Below are 25,277 nucleotides of genomic sequence, written 5' to 3' on the forward strand. Positions count from 1 at the left end.
CTCGGAGACCAGGCTCCCAGTACCTCACGTAGTAGTTGGCTTTGGTACTCGACACTCCCCCAACCGACACCGTGAGGTAATCCCCGTACCGCTGCTGCTCGCCACGGACGCCGACATATCCACCTCCGGCACTGCAGTCCTGTCGCCCGGAGTCCGTCAATGCCTGTGCCGGCACTGCCCCAGAAACGGCCAACAATCCCGCGACGGCGATACCGGCCCCGACCTTTGTAACCCGCTGCTTCATACCCGTGACGATCCTCCTCAGGATTCAAGCTCAAATATGAGCCGCGTCACACACTAGGCGCTAAGGCCTCCCACGGCAAGGGATTCTTCCTGGCCTCCTCAGGCCGTCCCGATTCCCTTTGCGCTTGCTGCAGCCATCACCGGGCGTCGTCTCGTGAGGCCGCGCCGTCGTCGTCCTCCCCGCCCTTGAACTGGCTCATGTAGAGCCGGTGGTAGGCGCCCTTGGCCGCGAGCAGCTCGGCGTGGCTGCCCTGCTCCACGATGTCGCCGTGCTCCATCACGAGGATCACGTCGGCGTCGCGGATGGTGCTGAGGCGGTGGGCGATCACGAAGCTCGTGCGGTCCGAGCGCAGCGCCGCCATGGCGCCCTGGACCAGCACCTCGGTGCGGGTGTCCACGGAGGAGGTGGCCTCGTCCAGGATCAACAGGGAGGGCTGGGCCAGGAACGCGCGGGCGATGGTGATGAGCTGGCGCTCGCCCGCGGACACGTTGGAGGCGTCGTGCTCGATGACGGTGTCGTAGCCCTCGGGCAGGGTGTGCACGAAGCGGTCCACGTAGGTGGCCTTCGCCGCCGCGACGACCTCCTCGTCCGTGGCGTCGAGTCGGCCGTAGCGGATGTTCTCGCGGATGGTCCCGCCGAAGAGCACCGCGTCCTGGAGCACCATGCCGGTGGCGGCGCGCAGCTCGCTGCGGCTGACCGTGCGGGTGTCCACGCCGTCCAGCAGGATCCGCCCGCCGTCCACCTCGTAGAACCGCATGATCAGGTTGACCAGGGTGGTCTTGCCGGCGCCGGTCGGCCCGACGATCGCGACCGTCTGCCCCGGTTCCGCCACGAGGTTCAGGTCCGTGATGAGCGGCTTCTCCGGGGTGTAGGAGAAGCGCACGTGCTCGAACTCCACGCGACCGCGCAGCGGGCGCGGGAGGTGGGCGACGACGTCGGGCCCGGAGGCGGCGGAGGGCGCCGTTTCCCGAACGAAGGTGCCCTCGGAGGGCGCCGTTTCCCGAACGAAAGTGCGGGCGGGGGTGCGGGCGGGGGTGCCGTCGGGGGTCTCCTCCGGCTCGTCGAGGAGCTCGAAGATGCGCTCGGCCGACGCCACGCCGGAGATCAGCATGTTGGACATGCCGGCGATCTGCCCGAGCGGCTGGTTGAACTCGCGCGAGTACTGGATGAACGCGGTGACGGCGCCGAGGGTCATCTGCCCGTTGGCCACGCGCAGGCCGCCGACCACCGCGATGCCCACGTAGCCCAGCCAGTTCACCCACTGCATGATCGGCATGATCATCCCCGAGTAGAACTGCGCCGTGAACGCGGCCTCGTACAGCTCCTCGTTGCGCTCGTCGAAGCGCGCGGCCATGTCCCGCTGACGGCCGAACACGGTCACCAGCTCATGCCCCGTGAACGACTCCTCGATGTGCCCGTTGAGCCGGCCCGTCTCCCGCCACTGCGCGGAGAACAGCGCCTGGGACTTCTTGCCGATCACGCCCACCACCACGCCGGCCACCGGCAGCGCGATCAGGGCGATGAGCGCCAGCTGCCAGGACAGCCAGAACATCATGCCGACGATGCCGATCACGGTCAGCACCGAGTACACGAGCGAGGCGAACGCCTGTTGGAGGGCCTGCTGGACGTTGTCCACGTCGTTGGTGGCGCGGGAGAGCAGGTCGCCGCGCTGCCCGCGGTCGAAGTAACTCAGCGGCAGCCGGTTGATCTTGGCCTCGATCTCCTCGCGCAGGCGGAAGACGATGCGCATGACGATGTCATTGAGCACGCGGCCCTGCAGCCACATGAAGGTCTGCGCCACCAGGTACATGCCCAGGACGATGAGGATCAGCCGGCCCAGCTCGGTGAAGTCGATCCCCTCGCCCGGCGTGAACGCCATGCCGGAGAGCATCTCTGCGGCCTGGTCCTCGCCCTGGGCGCGCAGCCCGTCGATGACCTGCTCGCGGCTCAGCCCGCCGGGCATCTGCGCGGAGACCACGCCGCCGAAGATCACGTCCATCGCCCGGCCCAGGACGTGCGGGGCCCACACGTTGAGCACGACGGCGACCAGCACCATCAGCGCGACCACCACCAGGCCCAGCTTCTCCGTGCGGAACAGGCTCATGAGCCGCTTCGCGGACGGCCAGAACGCCTTGGCCTTGCGGGCCGGCCCGCCGCCCCAGTCGTCGGTGGCGCCCTGCTCCTGGATCTCGAGGATCTCCTCGTCCGTCAGGTGCTCGCTCATGCCACGTCCTCCGCGGTCAGCTGGGAGTCCACGATCTCCCGGTAGGTCTGGTTGTCCGCCAGCAGCTCGGCGTGGGTGCCGCGGCCGACCACGCGGCCCTCGTCCAGCACGATGATCTGGTCGGCGTCGGTGATGGTGGCCACCCGCTGGGCGACGACGATCCGGGTCACCCCGGCCGCCGCGCGGTCGAGCGCCGCCCGCAGCCGCGCGTCGGTGGTGACGTCCAGGGCGGAGAACGAGTCGTCGAACACGAGGATCCGCGGCTCGGCCACGAGGGCACGCGCGATGGACAGGCGCTGGCGCTGGCCGCCCGAGACGTCCGTGCCGCCCTGAGACAGCCGCGAGTCCAGACCGGAAGCCGCCGCCTCTCCCTTGCCGGTGGTGCGGGCGCGCACGAAGTCGGCGGCCTGGGCCGTCTCGAGGGCCGCCCAGATGCGCTCGTCCGAGGCGTCCGGGGCCCCGAACTGCATGTTCTCCCGCACGGTGCCGGAGAACAGGTACGGCTTCTGCGGCACGAGGGCCACGGCCTCGGTCAGCTCGGCCCGGGCCAGGTCGGTCACCGGCACGCCGTCCACGAGCACCTCGCCGGACGTCGCGTCGTACAGCCGCGGCAGCAGACTGATCAGCGTGGACTTGCCGGAGCCGGTCGAGCCGATGATCGCCGTCGTGGTGCCGGGGGCGACGGCGAAGCTCACGTCGTCGAGCACCGGCGCCTCGGCGCCGGGGTACTGGAAGGTGACGTGGCGCAGCTCCACGGCGCCGTCGCGACGTTCGGGGGTCACCGGGCGGACCGGCTCGCCGAGCGTGGGGACGGTGTCCAGGACCTCGCCGATGCGGCGCGCGGAGATCACGGCGCGCGGGAGCATCATCATCATGAAGGTGCCCATCATCACCGCCATGAGGATCTGCAGCAGGTACTGCATGAACGCGGTGAGCGCGCCGACCTGCACGAGCCCCGCGTCCACGCGCTGGCCGCCGAACCACAGGACGGCGGCGGTGGCCAGGTGCAGGATCATCGTGATGACCGGGCCGAGCAGCACGAACAGCCGACCGATCCGCACGGACGTCTCCGTCAGGGCGGCGTTGGCGTCCGTGAACCGGCGCGTCTCGTGGCGCTCGCGCACGAACGCGCGGACCACGCGGATGCCCTGGATCTGCTCGCGCAGCACGCCGTTGACGTCGTCGATGTTGTCCTGCATCTGCTGGAACAGCGGCATGAGACGCGCGACGATCCACGCCACGATCACCAGCAGCACCGGCACGGAGACCCACACCAGCCAGGACAGACCCGGGTCCTCGCGGATGGCCATGACGATGCCGCCGACCGCCATGATCGGCACGGCCACCATGAAGTTCAGGGCCATGAGGGTGAGCATCTGGACCTGGTTGACGTCGTTGGTGCCGCGGGTGATGAGGGTCGCGGCGCCGAAGCGGCCGAGCTCCTCCGCGGAGAACGCGTCCACGCGGGTGTAGACGGCGCGGCGCAGGTCCCGGCCGACGCCCATCGAGGCCTTCGCGCCGAACCACACGGCGGCGATCGCGGCGACCACCTGCACCAACGCCACGCCGAGCATCACGAGGCCGATGTCCCAGATGCGGGCGGTGTCGCCGCGGGCCACGCCCTCGTCGATGATGCGGGCATTGAGGCTGGGCAGGTACAGCATGGCCAGCGTGCTGATCAGCTGCAGCACGACGACGGCCGCGACGTCGCCGCGATAGCGCCGGCCGTGACGGCGGAGCAGGGTCCAGAGCATGGGGCTCCCAGGGAGTCGGGATGGGCGCGCGGCCGCGTGGGCTGCAGTGAGGTGGGCCGAAGGGGGCCGGGCTCATTGTGCCCCAGCCGCGGGAGGGCGCGGGCAGCAGCCGTCGTCGAGGGAGCGCCGGTCCCTCAGCCGGTGGGCGGGATCGTGCTCATCTCGGGCCCCTCGACGGTGAACCCGGCGCCGCACGTCGTCGTCGGACGCCCCGGGCGCACCCCGGACGACCGGCTGCCGAACCACCTGCTGGCGGACCCGCACGAGGACTGAGCGACGCCAGACGGGGGCGTGAGCCAGATGATTCCGCTGCGGATCGGGCGTCAGAACTGCAGAAACGTCTGGCTCAGCGCCCGGGGTCCTCAGAGCAGGGGACGCAGTGGTACCAGCAGGGCCTCGACCACGCGGGCGAGGCCGTGACGGTCCTCCCAGCGCGGGGTGTCGATCCGGACGGCCCGCTGGGCGTCGAGAGCGAAGATCTCCTCCATCCGGGCGGCGAAGTCGCGGTCCACGACCACCACGTTGGACTCGTAGTTGAAGCCCAGGGAGAGGCGGTCGACGTTGGCCGAGCCCACGGTGGACCAGATGCCGTCCACGGTGGCGGTCTTCGCGTGGATCATGCTGGCCCTGTACAGCAGGATCGTGATGCCGGCCTCGAGCATCTTCCCGAAGAAGCCGCGCGAGGCCCAGTCCGCCACGATGTGGTTGGAGTCCTCCGGCACCATCACCTGCACGTCCACCCCGCGCCGGGCCGCGTGCAGCAGCGCCTCGAGGACCTGCTGGTCCGGGATGAAGTACGGCGTGTTGATGAGGATGCGGTGCTGCGCCCGCTGGATGGCGTCGAGGTAGCTCAGCCGGATCGGGTAGACCAGGAGCGGCGGCTGGTTCGCGGCCACGGTGACGCGCGGGTCCCACGTGTCCGGGGGGCGCCAGGACATCTGCTCGCCCGCGCGGTGGTGGGCGTTCCACTTGATGGAGATCGACTGGCCCAGCGCCCACACCGCCGGGCCGCGCTCACGCACGTGGGTGTCCCGCCACAGGCGGGCGTAGTCGTCGCCGATGTTGAAGCCGCCGGCGAAGCCGACCTCGTCGTCCACCACCATGATCTTCGAGTGGTTGAACCCGCTGTGCCGGACCACGCCTCGCCAGATCGGGCGGGCGAAGGCCGGCAGCCGGAACACGTGGATGCGCGGGTCCAGCTGACGGTAGAAGCGGGGCGGGACCACGAGGTTCCCGAACCCGTCGTAGGAGACGTAGACCTCCACGCCGCGCGCGGCCGCCCGGTTGAAGGCGTCCATGAACCGCTGGCCCGTGGGGTCGCCCTTCCAGATGAAGGTCTCGAACTTGATGATCCGCTGCGCTCCGTCGATCGCGGCGATCATCTCCTTGTAGAGGTCCTCACCCGAGGTGAAGATGCGCAGCTCGGAGCCCTCCACGTGGGCGTCGAACACGCCGGGGTTCGGCGCGGGTCGGCGCACTCGGCCGCCGCGCTTGACCATGTCCACGCCGGTGAGCCCGGCGGCGACCGTCAGCGGCAGTCCCACGAGACCGACGCCCGCGGCCACGGCCGCTCCCCGGAGGAGACGACGGACCGGCAGGCGGGACAGGGACGGCAGGGACGGTCGACGCATTCGCTCAGTCTACTCAGGGCCCCGTCAGCGCGGATCGGTCGAGCGGCGCATCTCGGTCCAGGCCGCGCTCACCTCGGAGCGCATGCGCACGAGTTCGATCGCCGTCTCCTGCAGCCTCCGGGCGCTCTCGCTCTCGGGGATGTACTGCCGCACCCGCTGGGCCTGGTCCTCCGCGGAGACGTCCACCATGACGGCGATCGAGTGCGCCACCAGGCGGGACTCCGCCCCGGTGCGTCGGCTCGCGTAGACGCGCAGCGCCACATGCATGGACCGCTCCGTGGTGTTCACCAGGAGGGCCTCCACGCGCACGAGGTCGCCCACGTGGATGTTCCGCACGAAGCGCACACCGCCGCCGAACACCGCGACCACGGATTCATGTCCGGTCCAGCGGGCGGCGCAGACGGCGGCCGCCTCGTCCACCCAGCGCAGGATCGCGCCCGCGTTGATGGTGCCGCCCACGGTGGCCTCCGCGTTGGGGGCCAGGAACGCGAGGGTGCTCATCTCCTCGGGGGCCTCCCCGGGCGCGGGGAACGGCAGTCGGGCCATGCCGCGCTCGACGGCGCGGCGGGCCACGGTGGAGCGGCGGGCCTGTTCGTCGCGCTCGATCTGGCCGGGGGTCGAGGGCTCCCAGACCGGCACGGTCACGGGCACCCCGCCCTCCTCCGCGGCGTAGACCACGAGGGACGAGGTGGCGACCACGGGGTCGCCGTCGTCGTCGCGGATCTCCGGCAGCAGCAGGCGGGTCTGGACGTGCACCTCGGCGCCGTCCGTGTGGACCACGCGCGCCTGCACCACGGCACGGCGGTCCACCGGCACGGGGTGCCGGAACTGAGTGTGCCCCATGTAGCGGGCACGCACGAACGTCCCGGCCCAACTCGCCGCGACGGCGTAGCCGGCCTTCTCGATCCAGGAGATGACGGTGCCGGCGTCCACCAGGCCGGTGGGATGATCGAAGCTGTCCGCCCGGAATTCGAGGGCGAGGGCTCCGGGGGGTCTCATGCCGTCGAACGTATCACCCGAGTCCGGGCCCTGTGCGGCCGGTCACGCCCCGTCCAGGAGTCTGCGGGGAACCTCCCGGCCGCGCCCCAGGCGGGTCCGCGCACGGGGGACAATGGACCCATGACCGCCTTCGACCGTTTCCCCCTGCCCGCGGAGCCCCAGACTCCGCACGACCGCCTGCGCCGCCGCACCGAGGCCGCCGTCGCCGAGCGCGGGGAGGCCGCCGTCGCCGGGCTGGCGGTGCGCCTGATGACCGGCGCGGCCACTCCCGATGACGTCACCTCGGGCGCCGCCCGCGCCCTCACCGGCGACGACGGCGACCTCAGCCCCGCCGCGACCGGCGCCCTGGCCCTGATGCACGCGTGGCACCGCAGCGCGCTGCCCGCCCTGACCGGGGCGCTCACCGCCCCCGAGGCGGACGTCCGCTCGGCGGCCCACCTCGTGCTCGCCTCCCGCGCCGGCTCGCTGCGCCGCGATGCCGCCGTCGACCGCACCCTCGTGGACGCGGTGCGGGCCGGCTGTGCCGACCCGGACCCGGAGGTCCGCGCGTCGGCCGCGTCCGCACTGGGTGCCCTCGCCCGCCCCGAGGACCTCGAGTCCGCCCTGCCCGTGCTCACCGGCATGGTGATGGACGTGGACGCGGACCTGGCCGCGGCCGCCGAGCTGGCCCTCGAGCAGCTCGCGATCCGCCTGGACCGGCCCGGCCTGCGGGTCAGCCTCGAGGGCTGAGGCGACGCCCGTGCAGTGCCCCCACTTCGATGTCGGCGAGTGCCGTTCCTGCCCGCTGATGGGCGTGCCGTACGCCCGGCAGCTCGCGGACAAGCAGGCCGCGGTCCTGGCCGCGCTGGCGGACGCGCTCGATGCGGACACGGTCGTGGCCGAGCCGTTCGCCTCCGCGGAGGCCGGGTTCCGGAACAAGGCGAAGCTCGTGGTCACGGGGTCGGCGGCGGCGCCGCGGCTGGGCATCCTGGACCCGCGGCAGCACCCCCGCCATCACGACGGCGCCGGCGTGGACCTGCGCGACTGCGGCCTGTACGAGGCCGGCATGGAGGGCGTGTTCGAGGCGTGCGCGGCGGCGGTGACGGCGGCCGGGCTGGAGCCCTACGACGTCGCCGCCCGCACGGGCGAGCTGAAGAACGTGATCGTGACGCTCTCCCCCGACCGGGAGGCGATGGTCCGGTTCGTGCTGCGCTCCGCCGACCGGCTGGACGCGCTGCGCGCGGCGGTGCCGGGGCTGCTGGATGACCTCGCGGCGCGCGGGACACCCGCCGCCGTGGTGAGCGCGAACCTGCTGCCCGAGCACGTGGCCCTGCCCGAGGGCGACGAGGAGATCGTGCTCGCCGGCGGGCCGACCCTGCGGATGGAACTGAACGGGATCGGCCTGCGGCTGCGCCCGCAGGGGTTCTTCCAGACGAACACCGCGGTGACCGAGGGGCTGTACGCGACGGCGGCGGCGTGGGTCGCCGAGGGCGGTGTGCCGGCGTCGGCGTGGGACCTGTACTGCGGGGTGGGCGGGTTCGCGTTCCACCTGGCCCGGGCCGGCGTGCGCGACGTGTGGGGCATGGAGTCCTCCGCCGAGGCGGTGGCCGCGGCCCGGGAGACGGCCGCGGAGCTCGGCCTGGCCGACCGGGCGCGCTTCTCCGCCGGCGACGCCACCTCCGCGCTTTCGTTCGAGAAACGGCGGGCTCCGGAGGCGCTTTCGTTCGAGAAACGGCGGTCCCGCCCGGACGCCGTCGTCGTGAATCCGCCGCGGCGGGGCATCGGCGCCGAGCTGGCCGACGCGCTGGAGGACTCGGGCGCGCCCACCGTGCTGTACTCGAGCTGCAACCCGACGACGCTGGCACAGGACCTGGCCCGGATGCCGAGCTATCGGGTGGCGCGGGTGCAGTTGTTCGACATGTTCCCTCAGACCCTGCACGCGGAGGTGCTCACACTGCTGACCCGGCGGTGACGGGGGCCGGGGCGCGTCACCGCGGGCTCCCCGCCCGGCGGTTCCGCTTCTTCAACTCGACGAAGACCTGCAGCAGCGTCAGAGCCGACGGCGCGAGCGCGGGTTGCGTGAGCACGAGCGGTTGCGCACGGGTCAACCCGCCACCCTGCAACGGCCGTCCCGAGTCCCACCGGTTGGCCTTGCGCAGACCACCCTCGTTCCACAGCCGCTCGTCCACCTTGAGCGCCACCTTCATCGTGTGCTCCGACTCTGGCGCCACAGCACGGACTTCCTTCACGTCCGCCCAGTCCACGGACCAGTCCCGCGTCCACACCCGTCGCTCATCGAACGTGACATGCCGAGGCCGGAACAGACCCATCGTCGCGGCGGGAAGCACCGCCAACGCCAGCGCCAACCCGATGAACGACGCCACACGCCACACCCCGAACCCGGCCGAGACATCCTCCGGCGGCCGGAAGATCACCCACACGAACACCGCGATGCACACCACGACGATCAGCCACAGGAGCAACCACCGCGACGGACGCACCCGCGCCTGCACCGGCAGACTCGCCAGGATCTCCTCCCGCGTCGCCTTCTTCCGCAACCGCGTCGGCTTCGCATCCATCACTTGCTCATCATCCAGTTCATGAGCCCTTCGCCCCCCGGCCATCTCCGCCGAGTGTGTCCTGCTCGTTCCCGGGCCACGCTTCCGGCGCGCGGGGGCACACGTCCGCCCCGTCGGCACGACCCTATTCCCGGAACCCACCGCGCCGCAGCGACATCACCGCAGCTGAGAACCGCTGTGATGTCGCTGCGGTGCGGTCGGCCGGAACGACGGCGCGCTCGCTGCGGTGACCATCGCCGCGGCACTCCCCGTGCGGCCCCACTTCCCCGCCCGTAGGCTGGTTCCCATGTCGCAGACGCTCACCCCCGCCGCTCCGCAGGACCTGAACGCCCGCCGTCACCGGCTCCGCCGCTACCGCGCCGTCATCTTCGACATGGACGGGGTCATCACGGACACCGCCGGCGTGCACGCGCAGGCGTGGAAGGAGCTCTTCGACGGGGCGCTGCCCGCCGTGGGCGCGCTGCCCGCCAACGCCGCCGTCGTCGCCGCGGACCCGGACGTGCTGCGTCCCTTCGACGCCGCCGCCGACTACCTGCACCACGTGGACGGGCGCCCCCGCGAGGACGGGGTCCGCACGTTCTTCGCCTCCCGCGGCCTGAGGGTGCCGGAGGCCGACGCCCCCGAGGCGGACGCCGCCCCGGAGCTGACCGTCCTCGCCCTCGCCGAGCGCAAGCAGGGCTACTTCGAGCAGGTCCTCGAGCGCGACGGCGTCCGCGTGTTCCCGGAGGCCCAGGACCTCCTCGAGCGGCTGCGGGCCAAGGGTGTGCCGGTCGCACTGGTCACCAGCTCCAAGAACTCCCGCGCCGTGCTCACGGCCGGCGGCGTGCTGGACTTCTTCCCCGTGATCGTGGACGGGAACACCGCCGTCGAGCGCGGTCTGCCGGGCAAGCCGGACCCGGCGATGTTCTGGGAGGCCGCCCGCGAGCTGGGCGTCGACGTCGCGGACGCGATGGTCCTCGAGGACGCCGTCTCCGGTGTGAAGGCCGCCGCGGACGGCCGCTTCGGCCTCGTGATCGGCGTGGACCGCGAACCCGAGCTCGGCAAGGGCCGGCTCAAGGCGGCCGGCGCCCACCTGGTGGTCCAGGACTACGGGACCCTGCATCTGGAGGACCGCACCACCACCCCGTTCGACCCCGCGTGGGTGCTGCGCTGGGACCACTTCGACCCGGCCTCCGAGGGCACCCGCGAGGTCCTGTCCACCCTGGCCAACGGGTACTGGGGCACCCGCGGCGCCGTGCCCGGCACGCGCATCTCCTCCGTCCACTACCCCGGCACCTACATGGCCGGGGTGTTCAACCGGCTGACCTCGATGGTCCAGGGCCGGGTCGTGGAGACCGAGCACATGGTCAACATCCAGGACTGGACCCCGCTCGTGGTGACCCCGCGCCACGGCCGCCCGCTGCTGCCGGGTGAGGAGAACCTCGTGGAGTACGGCCAGGAGATGGACCTGCGCCGCGGCGTGCTCTCCCGCACCATGACCTTCGAGGACGAGCAGGGCCGGCGCACCACGGTCCACACCCGACAGTTCACCTCGCTGGCCAACCGGCACCTCGCCGCGATCGAGCTGACCGTCGTGGCGGAGAACTGGTCCGGGGACCTCACGGTGCGCTCGAAGATCGAGGGCCGCGTGGCCAACCTCAACGTCTCCGACGACCGCACCCTCGCCAACCAGCACCTCGAGCCGGTCCAGGCCCGGGAGATCGACGGCGAGACCGTCCTGCTCGAGACCGCCACCAACCAGTCCGGCATCCACGTGGCCGTGGCCACCCGCACCCGCCAGGTGGCGCCGGTGGGCCACCACGAGCCCATCCGCCGCCCCGTGGACGGCTCGGACCTGGTGGTCGGCCAGGACATCCTCCTCCACGTGGACGAGGGCGTGCCGCTCGTGCTGGAGAAGGTCGCCGCCGTCGCCACGAGCCACGACCACGCCAGCGCCTCCGTGTGGGAGTCGGCGGTGAAGGACGCCCAGCGCGCCCAGAACTTCCGCAACCTGCTGACCCTGCACGAGCAGCGCTGGGGCACCAACTGGGACCGGTTCTCCGTGCGCATCGACCTGGCCGAGCCGTACCGGCACCACCGCCGCTCCACGGCGGCGGAGACCGGCGGCGAGTACGCGCCGCCCGTCGTCGCCGCCGGCCACTCGGCCCCGGTGGGGTCGGCGGTCCCGATGGGCAAGGACGGCGCGTCGCTGCGCCAGCAGCTCGCGCTGAACCTGCACACGTTCCACGTGCTCCAGACGGCCTACGGCCGCCGCCGGGACCTGGACGCCTCCGTGGGGGCGCGCGGCCTGCACGGCGAGGGCTACCGCGGCCACATCTTCTGGGACGAGATCTACGTCTACCCCATGCTCACGCTGCGCCGCCCCGAGATCACCCGCGGCCTGCTGATGTACCGCTACCGGCGTCTCAACGAGGCCCGCGCCAACGCCCAGGCCGCGGGCTGGGCCGGCGCCATGTACCCGTGGCAGTCCGGCGCGGACGGCTCCGAGGAGACGCCCACCGAGCTGTGGAACCCGCGCTCGCGCATGTGGATGCCGGACAACTCCCACAACCAGCGGCACGTCTCCCTGGACATCGCCTACTCGGTGCTGCGGTACATCGAGATCACGAAGGACACGTCCTTCATCTCGGACTACGGCGCGGAGATGCTCGTGGAGATCTCCCGGTTCTTCATGTCCATGACCCTGCACAACGCCGTCACGGACCGCTACGAGATCCACGGCGTCATGGGCCCGGACGAGTTCCACGACGGCTATCCCGAGACCCCCGGCTCCGGCCTGCGCAACAACGCGTACACGAACGTGCTGACCTCGTGGGTGCTCGCGGAGACCGCCCGCCTGGTCCGCTGGCTGGACACGATCGACGACGGCCTGCCCGAGCTCATGGAGATCTCCGAGGAGGAGATCGAGCGCTGGGAGGAGGTCAGCACCCGCCTGACCGTGCCGTTCTTCGAGGAGGGCGAGGAGGCCGGCATCCTCGCCCAGTTCGAGGGCTACCAGGACCTGCTCGAGTTCGACTGGGAGGCCTACCGCGCCAAGTACGGGAACATCGGCCGCATGGACCTGATCCTGCAGGCCGAGGGCGACGCCACCAACCGGTACAAGCTCTCCAAGCAGGCCGACACCCTCATGCTCGGCTACCTGTTCTCCTCCGAGGAGCTGGACCGGATCCTGCGCCGCATGGGCTACGAGCTGCCGCAGGAGGCGTTCGAGCGGATGGTCACGTACTACGAGGCCCGCTCGACGCACGGTTCCACGCTCTCCCGCCTGGTGCACGCGTGGGTGGCGGCCCGCACGGACCCGGACCGCTCGTGGGACCTGTTCACGGAGGCCCTCGAGTCGGACCTCTCGGACACGCAGGGCGGCACCACCAAGGAGGGCATCCACCTGGGCCTGATGGCGGGCACCGTGGACACGGTGATCCGCTGCTACGCGGGCCTCGAGACGCGCGACGACGTCGTCCGGCTGCACCCCCGCATGCCCGCCCAGCTGCCCGGCGCCCGCTTCACCATCCGGTTCCGCCAGCAGCCCGTGGTCATCCACATGACCCAGCGGGAGGTGACGGTGGCCGCGGGCGAGGGCATGTGGCACGACGTGCCGATGATCATCGCCGGCCGCGAGCACACCCTCTCCCCCGGCGAGAAGCTGACGGTCCCGCTGGACTGAGGGCCGCCGTCGTCGGCCACCCCACCCCGTCCCTTTGGGGGCGAAAGTGGGCGGTATCCGCGCGGGATACCGCCCACTTTCGCCCCCGGACGCGGGAGGACGCGGGAGGACGCGGGAGGACGCGGCCGCCGCCCCGGCTCAGCGCAGCGGCAGCTCGGCCCGGACCACCCAGCAGCCGCCCAGCGGGCCGGCCATGAGGGTGCCGCCGAACACGGCCACGCGCTCGCGCATGCCGGCCAGGCCGAAGCCGCTGGCCATCGCGACCACCACGCGGTCCCGGCGGGGCTCGCCCTCGTCCATGGGGCTGGCGATGCACAGCACGAGGCGGTCCGCGCCCTCGAGCTCCGAGGTCAGGCGCACCGTGCCGCGGCGCGGAGCGTGCTTGAGGATGTTCGTCACCGACTCCTGCACCACGCGCAGCACGGTCAGCTCCAGGGAGCGCGGCAGCTCCTCCAGCTCGGTCAGCGAGCGCTCCACCGCGAACCCGGCCGCGTGCAGGCGGGCCTCGAACTCGTCGAGGCGGGCCGGCAGGTCCACGACGGCGTCCCCCTCCGCCGTCTGCGCGTTGCGGGAGGAGCCGCGCAGCGCGGTGAGCATGCGGCGCAGGTCCACGAGGGACTGCCGGGCGGCCTGCTCGATGGCCTTCTCCGAGGCGGCCCGCTTCTCCGGGTCCCTCTGGGTGGGCAGCATGGCGGCCTGCATCGAGATCACGGTGAGCCCGTGCGCGACGACGTCGTGCAGCTCCGCCGCGATCCGCTGCCGCTCGGCCTCCGCCGCGCAGGCGGCGGCCTCCTCAGCCCGGCGCAGGGCCGCCTCGCGGTCCCGGGCCCGATGCCGGGACCGGCGGATCATGAAGGCCGGCACCGCCACGCACAGCGCGACGATGAGCGTGACGACCATGACGCCCTTGAGGCTGTCCTCGTCCGCCCACGTGCCGTCGGTGAGGGCCTCGCCCGCGACGGTGAGCAGGATGAGGGCGCCCAGGGCGAACCAGACGAACACCCGGTGTGAGTACCGCGTCACCATGGCCGCGCCGAGGATGACCCCGCCACTGAACGCCTGCGGGGTGAGGTGCGCGTGGTCCGCCTCCACGAGGCCCGCCAGCCCGAACGCGCTCCCGAGCAGCACGAACACCGCCGCGAGGGTGGGCTGCCACCCGAACAGCAGCGTGACCAGCACGCTCGCCAGGAACAGGACCCAGCGCAGGAGCGGCTCCCGCCGCTCACCCGTCAGCCCGCCGTCCTCCTCGAAGATGGCCGCGAGTTCGGGATCGGCGCTCAGCCCGGCCGCCACCATGGGCCCCAGCACCAGGGTGAGGATCTCCCCCAGCACCATGAGCCCGACGATCACGTAGAGGACGATCCGCATGTGCCGGGAGACGGGCTCCGCGCGCAGGATCGCCGGCAGGCGGGAGTCCAGGGGCGAATCGGCGGGTGGGCGCGACGTCGCCGTCGTGGGCCGGGCGGGGGCGGGCGCCGCGGTGCTCATCCGATGTCCACGAGGCCCGCGCGGGCGGCGCGGATGAGGATCTGCACGCGGTCACGGACCTGCCACTTGTCCAGGACCTTGCCGATGTGGGACTTCACCGTGGCCTCCGCGAGGAACGGGGCGCCGGCGATCTCCGCGTTGGAGGCGCCCTTGGCGAGCTCGCGGACCACGTCCAGCTCGCGCTCGGTGAGGCGCTCGTGCGGGGCGAGGGGCTCGGCCGGGCAGGGGGCGGTGTGCTCGGGGGCCGCGGTGACGGCCTCCACCAGGTCCGCGGCCACGCGGGCGGAGAACACGGCGTCCCCGGCATGGACGCGGCGGATGGCGTCCACCACCTCGGCCGGCGGGGCGTCCTTCACGAGGTAGCCGGCGGCGCCGGCGCGCAGGGCGGGCACGAGGTACTGCTCGGAGGAGAAGGTGGTGATCGCCAGGACGCGCACGCCGGGGGCCTCGGCGGAGATGCGCGCGGTGGCCTCGACGCCGTCCATGCGGGGCATCTGCATGTCCATCAGCACGACGTCGGGGGCCAGCGTGCGGGCCGCCTCGAGGGCCTGGACCCCGTCCTCGGCGGAGCCGACCACCTCGAGGTCCTCGGCCTGGGCCACGAAGTGCTCGAGGGCGGTGCGCATCAACGCCTGGTCGTCGGCCACGACTACTCGGATCATGGCGTCCAGCCTAGGCGGCGCACAGGCCGCCCCGCGTCCGCCGAAGGTCGACGTCGGCCCCCGCCTCGGGGCGGATCCGGCTGGCCACCCCGCCCGGCCGGCCACCGCAGTCCCGGCGCCTCCGTGGGCAGACCCCGCAACCCCATCGCCTTCGTGGGCAGAACCCACAACCCCATCGCCTCCGTGGGCAGAACCCACAACCCCGTCGCCTCCGTGGGCAGAAGAGAGGGCACTTCTGCCCACGGAACGCTCTGGCCTGCCGCTTCCGCCCAAGGAACCGGGCCGCCCCACCCGGGCCCCGCTCCACCCCCCGCGCGTCACCGCGGCAGCAGGAACCAGCCCATCACGGCCATGCCGAGGATCCCGGCGAGCATGGCCGGCAGCAGCACCACGAACAGGTTCCGCCGCGTCACGGCCCAGCCGGGCATGTGCGGCGACTGCGCCCCCGCGGCCATGCCGTGGGCCACCTGGATGCGGGCGGGCCCGGCGACGATGCCCCAGCCGGCGGCCGCGTTGTGCAGGCCGTTGGACCAGGGCGGGGGGACGCCCAGGGCGGCGCCCGTGTCCATCTGCAGGGGGCCGATCAGGGCCATGGCCCCGGTGTTCGAGGCCGTGATGAAGCCGGCGAACGCGCCGAGGAACGGCATCGCCACCAGGTAGGACTCCCCCATCCCGCTGAGCGCGCCCGCGAGCGCCTGCGAGACCCCGCCGGCGGAGAGGATGAGCCCGAACGCCACGTAGAGCGCGTTGGGGATGGCGGTGCCCACCCACAGCTTCCCGGCCTCGCGGGGGACGCGGCGGCGGGCGGCGGCGTCGAGGTGGAGCAGCTGCACGCCCACGCCCACCGCCACGAACGCCCACAGCGCCGGCGTCCCCACGAGGGCCGCCGCCCCCTCGAGCCCGAACGCGCCCTTCACGGTGGTGCCCAGCACGGTGCCGGCCATGAGCGTCAGGTACGGCACCACGTCCCGCCCCGGCCCGGGCAGCAGCCGGCCGCCGCGGATCACGAGCAGCCAGGCCACGGTGAGCACGAACGTGGCGACGGCGCCCGCCGGCGCGGTGCCGACCACGAGGTTCGCCCCCAGGATCAGCGCCCACTGGGCGACCCCGGAGAGCACGGCGACGCCGAGCCAGGGCAGTGTCCGGGCCGGGCCGACGTCGACTCGCATGCCGCGCGCCCCGCGCAGCAGCAGCACCGTGGCCACGCCCGCCACCAGGCAGGCCGGCAGGTTGAACACCGCGGCGGTGACCCCGATCTCCCGGAAGTCCAGGCCGAACAGGCGGGCGCCCATGAGCGTGCCCGGCGCCATGGACCCCCACGGCCCGATGGTGAGCGCGAGGACGGAGATCAGCGCGGACCGGAACGCCGTGTAGCCCAGGCCCAGCAGCAGCGGCACGCCCACGATCAGGGAGACGCCGAACCCGGTCACGGTCTCGAGGAACGGGATGACGCCGTGCACCATGAGCAGCGCGGTCGCGATCGTCGGGCCGTTGCCCGCCGAGAGCCACGCGGCCAGGCGCGCGTGCCCGCCGGAGTACTCCATGACGCGGGACAGGGTGATGCCGCCGGCGATGATCGCCAGGATCTCGAGCAGCGTGGGCACGCCGGCGCCGATCGCGCCGCCCAGGTCGCCCGGGGCCACGCCGAAGGCCGTGAGGGCCAGCAGCACGGCCACGGCCGTCCCAGCGGCCGGGGCCACCCACGCGGGCAGCCGGGTGAGCAGCAGCACGAGGGTGAGCAGGATGGGTGAGAGCGCGAGCAGCACCTCCACGGCGCACCCCCTTCCCTCGTGTACTGCGCCCCACTGTAGGCGCGGGGTGGGGCCGACACCCCTCCCCTTACTCTGGGGGTCATGACGCAGCCATCCCACCCCGACGACGTCACCCGCGCCCGCCTGATCCCGCCCGTCCCCGTGGCGGTGGCCCCGATGGCCGGCGGCCCCTCGACCCCGGAGCTGGTCGCCGCCGTCGTGGGCGCAGGCGGCGGCGGGTTCCTCGCCGGCGGCATGCGGACGGCCGCGCAGATGCGCGCGCAGGTGGACGCGCTGCGCGCGCTGCTGGGCGCGGAGAGGCCGGACCGCTGGGGCGTGAACCTGTTCGTCCCGGACGCGGTGAACACGGCCATCCCGGCCGCCGCGCGCACGGAGGCGGCACGGTCGGCGCGGGCGGCGGCCGTCGCCGCGTACCGGGCGGGCCTGACGGCCGACGGCGCCGCCGACCTGCCCGCCGTCGCGGACGTGGTCCCGGACCCCGACGCCGAACGGGCGGACTTCGAGGCCATGCTCGTCGCCGCCGAGGAGCAGGCGTGGCCGCTGGTCTCCTTCACGTTCGGCCTGCCGGCCGCGGACGTGTTCGCCCGGCTGGCCGCGGCGGGCGTCCCGGCCGGGGCCACCGTGACGGACGCGGCCGAGGCACGGGCCGCCCTCGAGCACGGAGCCGCGTTCCTCGTGGTCCAGGGCCACCGCGCCGGTGGGCACCGGGGCACGTCGGACCCGGCTGCGGAGCCGACCCGCGCCGAGCTGCCGACGGTGCTGGCGGCGGTGCGCGACGTCGTCGGGACGGGGGCCGCGAGCGCCGCGCCCGTGGTGGCCGCCGGCGGCGTGGGCACCGCCGAGGACGTGCGCGCCCTGCTGACCGCCGGCGCGGACGCCGTCTCGGCCGGCACCGCGTTCCTCCTCACCCCGGAGGCAGGCACCTCGGCGGCGCACCGGGCCGCCGTCGCCGCGTGTGCGGCCGGGACACGCTTCTCCGCCGACGACGGCCGGGCCCGCACCGCCCTGACCCGCGCCTACACGGGGCGGTGGGCGCGGTCGCTGGCCACCGCGTTCATGGCGGAGCACCCGGACGCCCCCGCCGCGTACCCCGAGGTCAACGTCCTGACGAAGGGGCTGCGCGCCGCCGCCGCGGCCGTCGGCGACCTCGAACGCGTCCACCTGTGGGCCGGCACCGAGGCGCACCGGGTCCGTGAGGCGCCGGCCGCCGACGTCCTCGCCTCCCTCACGCCCTGAGGACCGCCCCGGATCATCCCGCGGGCTGACGCCGGCCCCTCCGCCTGCGGCCTAGGCTGGCCCGCGTGAACCCCCTGCGCCGCCTCGACCAGTGGACGCGCCTGCACCCCGTGCGCACGGACGTGATGGCCGCCGCAGCCCTGTTCACCGTACTCGTGGCGCTCCCGTGGATCGCGCTCGGGCCGATGGTCGCCCCGGACCCCCAGGGCCGGCAGACGGCCGTCTCCCTCCTGGCCGGGGCCGGCATGGTCCTGCCGTGGGCCGTGCGTCGGGTGCGCCCGGTGGCCTCGGCCGCCGTCGTGACGGCCGCGGCCGTCCTGCACCTGCTCGCCGGGCCCGAGTTCAGCCTGTCCCTGCTGATGGTGCCGCTCACCGTCTACAACCTCGCTGCGAACGCGCCCCGGAGCGTCTCCGTGGCCGGGCTCCTCCTGGGGCTGGTCGGCGGCGTGGCCAACGGGGTGAAGGTGTGGCTGTTCCCGGCGCAGTTCGTCACCCCCGACGGCCTCACCGTCCGCTCCCCCGCGGAGCCGCTGGCCATGGTCATCATGGCGATCGGCTGCGGGCTCATGGTGCTCACCGCGTGGGCGTTCGGCGACGTCGTGCGCAACCGCCGCCTCACCGTGCGCGCCCTCGAGGACCGCGCCCACCGCCTCGAGGTGCAGTCCCGGCAGGAGCGCGAGCTCGCCGCCGCCGACGAGCGCAGCCACATCGCCCGGGAGATGCACGACATCGTCGCCCACTCCCTGCAGGTGATCATCTCCCAGGCCGACGGCGCCCGGTACGCCGCCGCCGCCAAGCCCGCGCTCGCGGTCACCGCGCTCGAGACCATCGGCCAGACCGGCCGTTCCGCGCTCGCGGACATGCGCCAGCTGCTCGGCGTGCTCCGCGAGACCGGCGAGACCGTGGCCGGGGTGCCCGGCGTGACCGACGACGACGCCCGGCGACCCGCCGCCGACGTCGTCGCCTCCCCCGACGGCCGCGGCACCCGCCTGCCCCCGGGCCGCCGGCCCCAGCCGCGACTCGCGGACCTGCCCGCCCTCGTGGAGACGATGCGCCTGTCCGGGCTCGAGGTGTCCCTGCTGGAGACCGGCACACCCCGCCGCACGCTGCCGGCGGGTGGGGAGCTGGCGGCGTACCGGATCGTGCAGGAGGCGCTCACCAACACGCTGCGCCACGGCGGGCCGGACGCGGACGCCTTCGTCACGCTCGCCTGGACGGCGCACGGCCTGGACCTGCAGATCGACGACGACGGCTGCGGCGCCGCCGCCGACCCCGCCACCCGGGGCAGCGGCCAGGGTCTGCGGGGGGCCGCCGAGCGGACGGCCCTGTTCGGCGGGACGCTCGAGACGGGGCCGCGCGTCGGGGCCGGGTACCGCGTGTCCGCCCACCTGCCGTACTCGGCGGTGTGAGGGGTGGCCGCCCCCGTCTCGCCCGCTCACCCCGCCCGACTTGAGAGGATGACCCCATGAGCTCTGAGGAGACCGTCCCCGTCCGCGTGGCCCTGGTGGACGACCAGGCACTGATCCGCTCCGGGCTGGCCATGCTCGTGGACTCGCAGCCGGACCTGACGGTCGTGGCGGAGGCGGGCAGCGGGCGCGAGGCGGTGGCGTCGGTGTCCGTGGCGGGCGCCGACGTCGTGCTGATGGACGTGCGCATGCCGGAGATGGACGGCATCGAGGCCACCCGCGCGCTGCTGCGCCGGCCGGACGCCCCGCGCGTCGTGGTGCTGACCACCTTCGACCTGGACGAGTACGCCTTCGACGCGATCGAGGCGGGCGCCAGCGGCTTCCTGCTCAAGGACGCCCCGCCCGAGGAGCTGCTCGCCGCGATCCGCACGGTGCACCGGGGCGACGCCGTGATCGCCCCGTCCACGACGCGCCGGCTCCTGACGCACATGGCCCCGCGTCTGCGCTCGGACCAGGTCCGCAGCGCCGAGTGCGAGGAGCAGCAGGCGGCCGTGGCGTCGCTGACCCCGCGCGAGCACGAGGTGCTGGTGCTCATGGCGCAGGGCGCCGCGAATCTGGAGATCGCCGCCGAGCTCGTGCTCTCCGAGGCCACGGTGAAGACGCACGTCGGCCGGGTGCTGGCCAAGCTAGGCGCCCGCGACCGCGTGCAGGCCGTGCTCATCGCCCACCGCGCGGGCCTCGTGCAGTTCTGACCCGCCGTTCCGGCACGCCCTGCAGCCCCCGCCCTAGCCCCTGCCCCACCCCTCGTCGAGGCCCGCAGACACGCCGCTACGCCGTCGTCGTAGCGGCGTGTCTGCGGGCCTGGGCGGCGGGCCTCGACGGCCGGCCTCGGCGGTCGGCCGGGGCGGCCGGCCTCGGCGGCCGGCCGGGGCGGCGGGGCCCTTCCCTGAGCCACTCCCCAGGCACCTGCCAGCACAATCACAGGTCATACTTGGGTATGAGTCGGACGCCCCGAGGTTCATCCTCATGGCCCTGCCGGTGCGCCCACCGCCTCCGCGATGCTGGACGCAGGCCCCGCAGCGGGTCCGCCGCCGGGGTGCACGCGCCGACGGCCGCCCCGGCCCGACGCGCACTGGAGGAGAGGCACCATGACCGGCAGCATCCTGGACCACCCCGCCCCGACGACGTCCCGCGCCTCCGACCCAGCCGCCGAGCGGGCGCAGCGGGACAGCGAATGCGTGGCCTTCTTCGTCGCACTGGTGACGGCCGCCGTCGTGATGCTGGGCCTGAGCCTGTTCACGGGCGTCGAGGGGCTGCTGCGCCTGGCGCTCACCGCGGGCGCCGGCCTGCTCGCCGGCGCCGTCGCGTGGGCCACCGCCCGCCCCGTCCTGGAGGACGACGCCCCGGGCGACTGACCCGGCCGCGCCCTCAGGGCCGCAGGCCGCGCAGGTACGTGTCCAGCAGCCAGCCCCGCTGGTCCGGGCCGTGGCCCAGCAGCGCGCACTCCGGCGACCGGGTGACCATGAGCAGGCCGAACAGGTAGTCCGCCCCGGTCACGTCCGGGCCCACGAGCCCGGCCCGCCGCGCCTCGGCCACCACCTGGTCCGCGAGCTCGAGGATCACACGCTCGGCCTCGGCGATGAGGGCCTCGGGCGGCCGGTCGGCGGGGTCGAAGTCGTCCCGGGCCGCCGCGAGCGAGGCCAGGTTCACGGCCCCCAGGTCCTCCGCGAGCCTCCGCCACCGCGCCTCGGTCCCACCGCCGTGCCCGTCCCCGCCCACCCCGTCGAGGAAGGCCTGCAGGATCCCCCCGGTGCGGGCCACGACGTCCTCGAGCACGGCGTCCAGCAGATCCCGACGCGTGGGGAAGTGCCGGTACAGCGTCCTTACGCCGACCCCGGCCTCCTGCGCCACCCCGCGCAGGGACATCGCCGCCCCCTGGGTGGCGATGAGACGGCCGGCGGCCGCCAGCAGGTCCTGGCGGTTGGCGCGGGCGTCGGCTCTCATGTCCCCATCATCCCACTCCACCCCGCACCGCCCGGCGGCGGGGGCCTGACGCCCTCGGGTCCACGCCTCGCCGGCCCGCCTCATCCCCGGGCATGACCCGCCGCCCGCGGAGGTGGTCCCCTCCTCCGATCCGCCCCGCCGGGTCCGCGCGGGAGAGTGGCCGCCATGGACACCTCTTCCCCCGCACACCCCTTCTCCCCCACGACCCCCGGCCCCGTCGCGCCGGGGCCGGGCACGCCGTCGTCGTCCGCCACCACGACGACGGCGCCCGCCGTCTGCGCCCGCGGCCTCACCCGCGCCTACGGGCGCGGTGACGCGCAGGTGCACGCCCTGCGCGGGGTGGACGTGGACTTCGCCTCGGGCGCGTTCACCGCGATCATGGGGCCCTCGGGGTCGGGCAAGTCGACGCTCCTGCACTGCCTGGCCGGGCTGGACGCGCGGACCTCGGGCTCCGTGAGGATCGGCGGCACGGAGATCACAGGACTGGACGACACCGCCCTGACCCGCCTGCGCCGCGACCGCGTGGGCTTCGTGTTCCAGGCCTTCAACCTCGTGCCCACGCTCACGGCCGAGCAGAACATCGTGCTGCCGCTCGAGCTGGCCGGCCGCACCCCGGACCGTGCGTGGCTGGACGAGATCACCCGGGCCCTGGGCCTCGCGGACCGGCTGGGCCACCGCCCGCACGAGCTCTCGGGCGGTCAGCAGCAGCGCGTCGCCGTCGCCCGCGCCCTGCTCACCCGACCGGACGTCGTGTTCGGGGACGAGCCCACCGGCAACCTGGACACCGCCACCTCCGCCGAGGTGCTCGGCCTGCTGCGCCGGTCCGCGCGGGAGATGGGCCAGACCGTCATCATGGTCACCCACGACCCCGTGGCCGCCTCCGCCGCCGACCGCGTCGTGCTGCTCGCGGACGGCCGGCTGGCCGGCGAGCTCGTGGACCCCACGGTCGAGTCCGTCACCGCGGCCCTGACCGCCCTGTCCGCCCCGGCCGAGGGCGGGGTGCGCTGACCATGTGGACCGTCGCCCTCTCCCAGCTGCGCACCCAGCCGCGCCGCTACGTCTCCCTGGTGCTGGCCATCCTGATCGGCACCCTGTTCCTCGCGGCCTCCTTCCTCGTCTCCTCGACGGCGCAGGCCACCCTGCGCGCCACGCTCGGCAGCACCTACGCCGGCGCCGACCTCGTGGTCCTGCCGGGCGGGTCCGAGGACGTCTCCGACCTCGCCGGCACCGGTGCCGAGCCCGGCCCGCTGGCCCGCCTGGACGGCGTCGAGGAGGCGTACGCCCTGCGGATGGCGTGGGCGACGGCCCGCGCCGCGGACGCCGAGTTCGGCACCACGGTGATGCCCCTGCCCCGCGACCCGGCCCTGGCGGGCCTGACCGTGACCGCCGGCACCCTGCCCGCCGCCGACGACGCCCGCGGCGTCACCCTCGACGCGCAGACCGCGGACCGGCACGGGGTGGCCGTGGGCGACGTCGTCACGCTGGCGGGCGAGTCCGGGCCCGCCCCGGCCACCACGCCGCTCGACGCGGTGGTCACGGGCCTGACCCAGCCCTCCCCCGACCCGATGCTCTCCGGGCAGGCGCAGGTGTGGGCCTCGTCCGCGGCGCTGACCGCGGTGCAGGGCCAGGACGGGGAGGCCGGGTTCACCCCCCATCTGCTGCTGCGCCTGGCCGACGGGGCGGACGTCCCCGCCGTCGCCGAGGCCGCCCGCGCCGAGGCCGCCGCGGCCGGGGTGGACGTCGACGTCGCGACCCCGGACGAGGCCGTGCGCTCGGCGGTGACGCAGCTGAGCGGCGGCACCGACCTGCTGGGCTGGGTGCTCGGCGGCTTCGCGGCGCTGGCCCTGCTGGTGACCGCGCTGGTCATCGCGAACACCTTCCAGGTGCTCGTGGCCCAGCGCACCCGTGACCTCGCGCTGTTGCGCACCATCGGCTCGACGACGGCCCAGGTGCGGGCCTCCGTGCTGACCGAGGCCGCCGTCGTGGGCGTGGTGGGCTCCGTGCTGGGCGCCGGGCTCGCCGTGGCGATCGTGGCCGGCGTGGCCGCGGCCGCCCGCGCGATGCTGGACCTGCCGTTCCTCACGTTCGGGCTGCACCCGGCAGGGCTCGCCGTCTCGGTGGCCGTGGGTGTGGCGGTGACGGTCCTGGCCGCGCTGGCCCCCGCGGTGGCCGCGACGCGCGTCGCCCCGCTCGAGGCCCTGCGGCCCAAGGACGAGGTGACCGCCGGATCGCGCGGCGGCCGGGTCCGCGCGGCGATCGGGCTGGTGCTGGCCGTCGGCGGCACCGCGCTCATGCTGGGGGGTGTGTCCGTCCGGGAGCCGGTCTCAGCGATCGGCGGCGGCGCGCTGTGCTTCGTGGGCGTGCTCCTGCTGGCACGGCTGTTCGTGCCCGCCGCGGTGCGAGGGGCGGCCGTGCTGGCGCGTCCGGCCGGCGTCCCCGGGCACCTGGCCGGGCTGAACGCGGTGCGCCACCGGTCCCGGACCGCTGCCACCGCCGCGGCCCTGCTCGTGGGCACCACCCTCGTGGCGCTGTTCCTCACCGGCGGGCGCACCGCCCAGGAGCAGACGGCCCTCGCCCTGGACACCGCCTACCCGGTGGACCTCGTGGTGCAGCTGCCCGCCGACGCGGACCCGGCCCGCGCGGCCGAGGCCGTCGCCGCGACGGAGGACGTGCAGGCGGTGGCCCTGGCCACCCCCGTGGGCACCACGGAGAACGGGTCCCCCGTGCTGGCGACGCCGGCGGCGGACCTGCGCGCCGTCGTCGCGCGCCTGCCCGAGGGCGTCACCGGCCTCGGCGACCCCGGCACGGCGCTCGTGCCCGACTGGGTCGAGGCGGATCCGGTCCGCGCGGAGGTGGCGGGGGCCGCGCAGACGTTCGCCCCGGTGCGCGCCGGCTCGCTGAGCTCCGGCGTGTACGTGGCGGCCGAGCCGCTGCGCGAGGCCGGGTGGGACGGAGCCGCGGACGCCGCCGTGCCGGGCCAGCTGCTCGTCGCCCTCGACCCCGGCGTCCCCGTCGACCGCCTGCAGGGCCTGAGCGAGGACGTGACCCGGGCCGCGGGCGACGGGGCGGCCGTGATCGACGGCGGGGCCGGCGAGCGCGCGCTCTACGCCCGGATCATCGACGCGATGCTCGGGATCGTGGTGGCGCTGCTGGCGGTGTCCGTGCTGATCGCGCTGATCGGCGTGGCGAACACGCTGAGCCTGTCCGTAATCGAGCGGACGCGCGAGAACGCGCTGCTGCGGGCCCTCGGCCTGACGCGAGGCGGACTGCGCGGGGCGATCGCGATCGAGGCCGTGCTGATCGCGGCCGTGGCCGCCGTGCTGGGCTGCGCCCTCGGGGTGTGCTACGGCTGGGCGGGGGCGCAGCTGGTCCTCGCCGACCTCTCCGCGACCGCGGGCGCCGGGACCGCGGTGCGCCCGGTCGTGCCGTGGCTCGAGCTCGGGCTGGTGGTGGCCGTGGCGGCGCTGGCCGGCCTGGCGGCGTCGCTGCTGCCCGCGCGTCGGGCGGCCCGGCTGAGCCCCGTGGCGGGCCTGGCCGCGGTGTGAGCGAGCGGGGCGCGGTGTGAGCGGGCGGGCCACGGTGTGAGCCGGGCCACGCCACGGCCCTCACTCGCGCGCTGCCCGGCGGCCGGCGTC

At 74.2% G+C, this 25,277-nt stretch carries 18 protein-coding genes; 9 read left to right on the forward strand and 9 right to left on the reverse strand.

The genetic code is table 11. The annotated features are described in order from the left end of the window. Nucleotides 1-380 precede the first annotated feature (380 nt). The 4 genes from B1A86_RS10695 to B1A86_RS10710 form a co-directional block, all read right to left on the reverse strand. Nucleotides 381-2,468 carry an ABC transporter ATP-binding protein gene (locus B1A86_RS10695; protein WP_078025673.1) on the reverse strand — a complete coding sequence of 696 codons (2,088 nt, stop codon included), beginning with the start codon at nucleotides 2,466-2,468 and terminating at the stop codon, nucleotides 381-383. Beyond that, nucleotides 2,465-4,222: an ABC transporter ATP-binding protein gene (locus B1A86_RS10700; protein WP_078025672.1), complete on the reverse strand. Its 1,758-nt coding sequence runs from the start codon at nucleotides 4,220-4,222 to the stop codon at nucleotides 2,465-2,467. The genes B1A86_RS10695 and B1A86_RS10700 overlap by 4 nt, the downstream gene beginning before the upstream one ends. A gap of 362 nt (nucleotides 4,223-4,584) precedes the next feature. Beyond that, a complete protein-coding gene (locus B1A86_RS10705; RefSeq protein ID WP_036316196.1) occupies nucleotides 4,585-5,853 on the reverse strand; it encodes a phosphatidylserine/phosphatidylglycerophosphate/cardiolipin synthase family protein in 1,269 nt (422 codons plus the stop codon). 24 nt (nucleotides 5,854-5,877) lie between these two features. Further along, nucleotides 5,878-6,852: an acyl-CoA thioesterase gene (locus B1A86_RS10710; protein ID WP_036316197.1), complete on the reverse strand. Its 975-nt coding sequence runs from the start codon at nucleotides 6,850-6,852 to the stop codon at nucleotides 5,878-5,880. Between the two features lie 120 nt (nucleotides 6,853-6,972). Between B1A86_RS10710 and B1A86_RS10715 the strand changes: the two genes are divergently transcribed. Both B1A86_RS10715 and rlmC read left to right on the forward strand, forming a co-directional pair. Further along, nucleotides 6,973-7,581: a HEAT repeat domain-containing protein gene (locus B1A86_RS10715; RefSeq protein ID WP_078025671.1), complete on the forward strand. Its 609-nt coding sequence runs from the start codon at nucleotides 6,973-6,975 to the stop codon at nucleotides 7,579-7,581. 10 nt (nucleotides 7,582-7,591) lie between these two features. Next, on the forward strand, nucleotides 7,592-8,803 hold the full coding sequence (gene rlmC, locus B1A86_RS10720) for a 23S rRNA (uracil(747)-C(5))-methyltransferase RlmC (RefSeq protein ID WP_078025670.1): 1,212 nt from the start codon (nucleotides 7,592-7,594) through the stop codon (nucleotides 8,801-8,803). A 16-nt stretch (nucleotides 8,804-8,819) separates the two neighbouring features. On the opposite strand, the gene B1A86_RS10725 is transcribed toward rlmC, so the two are convergent. Continuing rightward, nucleotides 8,820-9,410, reverse strand: coding sequence for a hypothetical protein (locus B1A86_RS10725; RefSeq protein WP_036339378.1), 591 nt, complete (start codon nucleotides 9,408-9,410; stop codon nucleotides 8,820-8,822). A 286-nt stretch (nucleotides 9,411-9,696) separates the two neighbouring features. On the opposite strand from B1A86_RS10725, the gene B1A86_RS10730 reads away from it, so the two are divergent. Next, complete coding sequence (locus tag B1A86_RS10730; RefSeq protein ID WP_036339360.1) at nucleotides 9,697-13,074, forward strand: beta-phosphoglucomutase family hydrolase; 3,378 nt, start codon at nucleotides 9,697-9,699, stop codon at nucleotides 13,072-13,074. Between the two features lie 138 nt (nucleotides 13,075-13,212). Here B1A86_RS10730 and B1A86_RS10735 read toward each other — a convergent pair whose 3' ends face one another. The 3 genes from B1A86_RS10735 to B1A86_RS10745 all read right to left on the reverse strand — a co-directional run bounded on the left by B1A86_RS10735 (nucleotide 13,213) and on the right by B1A86_RS10745 (nucleotide 16,996). Then, on the reverse strand, nucleotides 13,213-14,562 hold the full coding sequence (locus tag B1A86_RS10735) for a sensor histidine kinase (protein WP_078025669.1): 1,350 nt from the start codon (nucleotides 14,560-14,562) through the stop codon (nucleotides 13,213-13,215). After that, entirely contained in the window at nucleotides 14,559-15,224 is a 666-nt protein-coding gene (locus B1A86_RS10740) for a response regulator transcription factor (RefSeq protein ID WP_078025668.1), read from the reverse strand. The genes B1A86_RS10735 and B1A86_RS10740 overlap by 4 nt, the downstream gene beginning before the upstream one ends. Before the next feature lie 317 nt (nucleotides 15,225-15,541). Then, nucleotides 15,542-16,996 carry an L-lactate permease gene (locus tag B1A86_RS10745; protein WP_078025667.1) on the reverse strand — a complete coding sequence of 485 codons (1,455 nt, stop codon included), beginning with the start codon at nucleotides 16,994-16,996 and terminating at the stop codon, nucleotides 15,542-15,544. Nucleotides 16,997-17,077: 81 nt separating this feature from the next. Between B1A86_RS10745 and B1A86_RS10750 the strand changes: the two genes are divergently transcribed. The 4 genes from B1A86_RS10750 to B1A86_RS10765 all read left to right on the forward strand — a co-directional run bounded on the left by B1A86_RS10750 (nucleotide 17,078) and on the right by B1A86_RS10765 (nucleotide 21,053). Further along, the gene (locus tag B1A86_RS10750) at nucleotides 17,078-18,232 is read left to right on the forward strand and encodes a nitronate monooxygenase (RefSeq protein WP_078025666.1); all 1,155 of its coding nucleotides are present in this window, start codon (nucleotides 17,078-17,080) and stop codon (nucleotides 18,230-18,232) included. Nucleotides 18,233-18,297: 65 nt separating this feature from the next. Next, nucleotides 18,298-19,641, forward strand: a complete 1,344-nt coding sequence (locus tag B1A86_RS10755) for a sensor histidine kinase (RefSeq protein ID WP_069941556.1) — start codon at nucleotides 18,298-18,300, stop codon at nucleotides 19,639-19,641. A gap of 56 nt (nucleotides 19,642-19,697) precedes the next feature. Continuing rightward, a complete protein-coding gene (locus tag B1A86_RS10760; protein WP_036316208.1) occupies nucleotides 19,698-20,390 on the forward strand; it encodes a response regulator transcription factor in 693 nt (230 codons plus the stop codon). A 396-nt stretch (nucleotides 20,391-20,786) separates the two neighbouring features. Next, a complete protein-coding gene (locus tag B1A86_RS10765; protein ID WP_044659312.1) occupies nucleotides 20,787-21,053 on the forward strand; it encodes a hypothetical protein in 267 nt (88 codons plus the stop codon). 13 nt (nucleotides 21,054-21,066) lie between these two features. Here B1A86_RS10765 and B1A86_RS10770 read toward each other — a convergent pair whose 3' ends face one another. Continuing rightward, a complete protein-coding gene (locus tag B1A86_RS10770) occupies nucleotides 21,067-21,642 on the reverse strand; it encodes a TetR/AcrR family transcriptional regulator (protein ID WP_078025665.1) in 576 nt (191 codons plus the stop codon). A gap of 165 nt (nucleotides 21,643-21,807) precedes the next feature. Between B1A86_RS10770 and B1A86_RS10775 the strand changes: the two genes are divergently transcribed. Beyond that, nucleotides 21,808-22,650 (forward strand): ABC transporter ATP-binding protein, encoded by an 843-nt coding sequence (locus B1A86_RS10775; protein WP_078025664.1) that lies wholly within the window; start codon nucleotides 21,808-21,810, stop codon nucleotides 22,648-22,650. A 2-nt stretch (nucleotides 22,651-22,652) separates the two neighbouring features. Next, a complete protein-coding gene (locus B1A86_RS10780; RefSeq protein WP_230259889.1) occupies nucleotides 22,653-25,187 on the forward strand; it encodes an FtsX-like permease family protein in 2,535 nt (844 codons plus the stop codon). Nucleotides 25,188-25,277: the final 90 nt, after the last annotated feature.

The sequence above is a fragment of the Micrococcus sp. KBS0714 genome, from assembly GCF_002008305.4.
Lineage (GTDB): Bacteria > Actinomycetota > Actinomycetes > Actinomycetales > Micrococcaceae > Micrococcus > Micrococcus luteus.

What these genes read in the sequence shown, in the direction of transcription:
- B1A86_RS10695 (WP_078025673.1), bottom strand. Translation starts at nt 2,468, where the DNA reads ATGAGCGAGCACCTGACGGACGAGGAGATCCTCGAGATCCAGGAGCAG.
- B1A86_RS10700 (WP_078025672.1), bottom strand. Translation starts at nt 4,222, where the DNA reads ATGCTCTGGACCCTGCTCCGCCGTCACGGCCGGCGCTATCGCGGCGAC.
- B1A86_RS10705 (WP_036316196.1), bottom strand. Translation starts at nt 5,853, where the DNA reads ATGCGTCGACCGTCCCTGCCGTCCCTGTCCCGCCTGCCGGTCCGTCGT.
- B1A86_RS10710 (WP_036316197.1), bottom strand. Translation starts at nt 6,852, where the DNA reads ATGAGACCCCCCGGAGCCCTCGCCCTCGAATTCCGGGCGGACAGCTTC.
- B1A86_RS10715 (WP_078025671.1), top strand. Translation starts at nt 6,973, where the DNA reads ATGACCGCCTTCGACCGTTTCCCCCTGCCCGCGGAGCCCCAGACTCCG.
- B1A86_RS10725 (WP_036339378.1), bottom strand. Translation starts at nt 9,410, where the DNA reads ATGGATGCGAAGCCGACGCGGTTGCGGAAGAAGGCGACGCGGGAGGAG.
- B1A86_RS10730 (WP_036339360.1), top strand. Translation starts at nt 9,697, where the DNA reads ATGTCGCAGACGCTCACCCCCGCCGCTCCGCAGGACCTGAACGCCCGC.
- B1A86_RS10735 (WP_078025669.1), bottom strand. Translation starts at nt 14,562, where the DNA reads ATGAGCACCGCGGCGCCCGCCCCCGCCCGGCCCACGACGGCGACGTCG.
- B1A86_RS10740 (WP_078025668.1), bottom strand. Translation starts at nt 15,224, where the DNA reads ATGATCCGAGTAGTCGTGGCCGACGACCAGGCGTTGATGCGCACCGCC.
- B1A86_RS10750 (WP_078025666.1), top strand. Translation starts at nt 17,078, where the DNA reads ATGACGCAGCCATCCCACCCCGACGACGTCACCCGCGCCCGCCTGATC.
- B1A86_RS10760 (WP_036316208.1), top strand. Translation starts at nt 19,698, where the DNA reads ATGAGCTCTGAGGAGACCGTCCCCGTCCGCGTGGCCCTGGTGGACGAC.
- B1A86_RS10765 (WP_044659312.1), top strand. Translation starts at nt 20,787, where the DNA reads ATGACCGGCAGCATCCTGGACCACCCCGCCCCGACGACGTCCCGCGCC.
- B1A86_RS10770 (WP_078025665.1), bottom strand. Translation starts at nt 21,642, where the DNA reads ATGAGAGCCGACGCCCGCGCCAACCGCCAGGACCTGCTGGCGGCCGCC.
- B1A86_RS10775 (WP_078025664.1), top strand. Translation starts at nt 21,808, where the DNA reads ATGGACACCTCTTCCCCCGCACACCCCTTCTCCCCCACGACCCCCGGC.
- B1A86_RS10780 (WP_230259889.1), top strand. Translation starts at nt 22,653, where the DNA reads ATGTGGACCGTCGCCCTCTCCCAGCTGCGCACCCAGCCGCGCCGCTAC.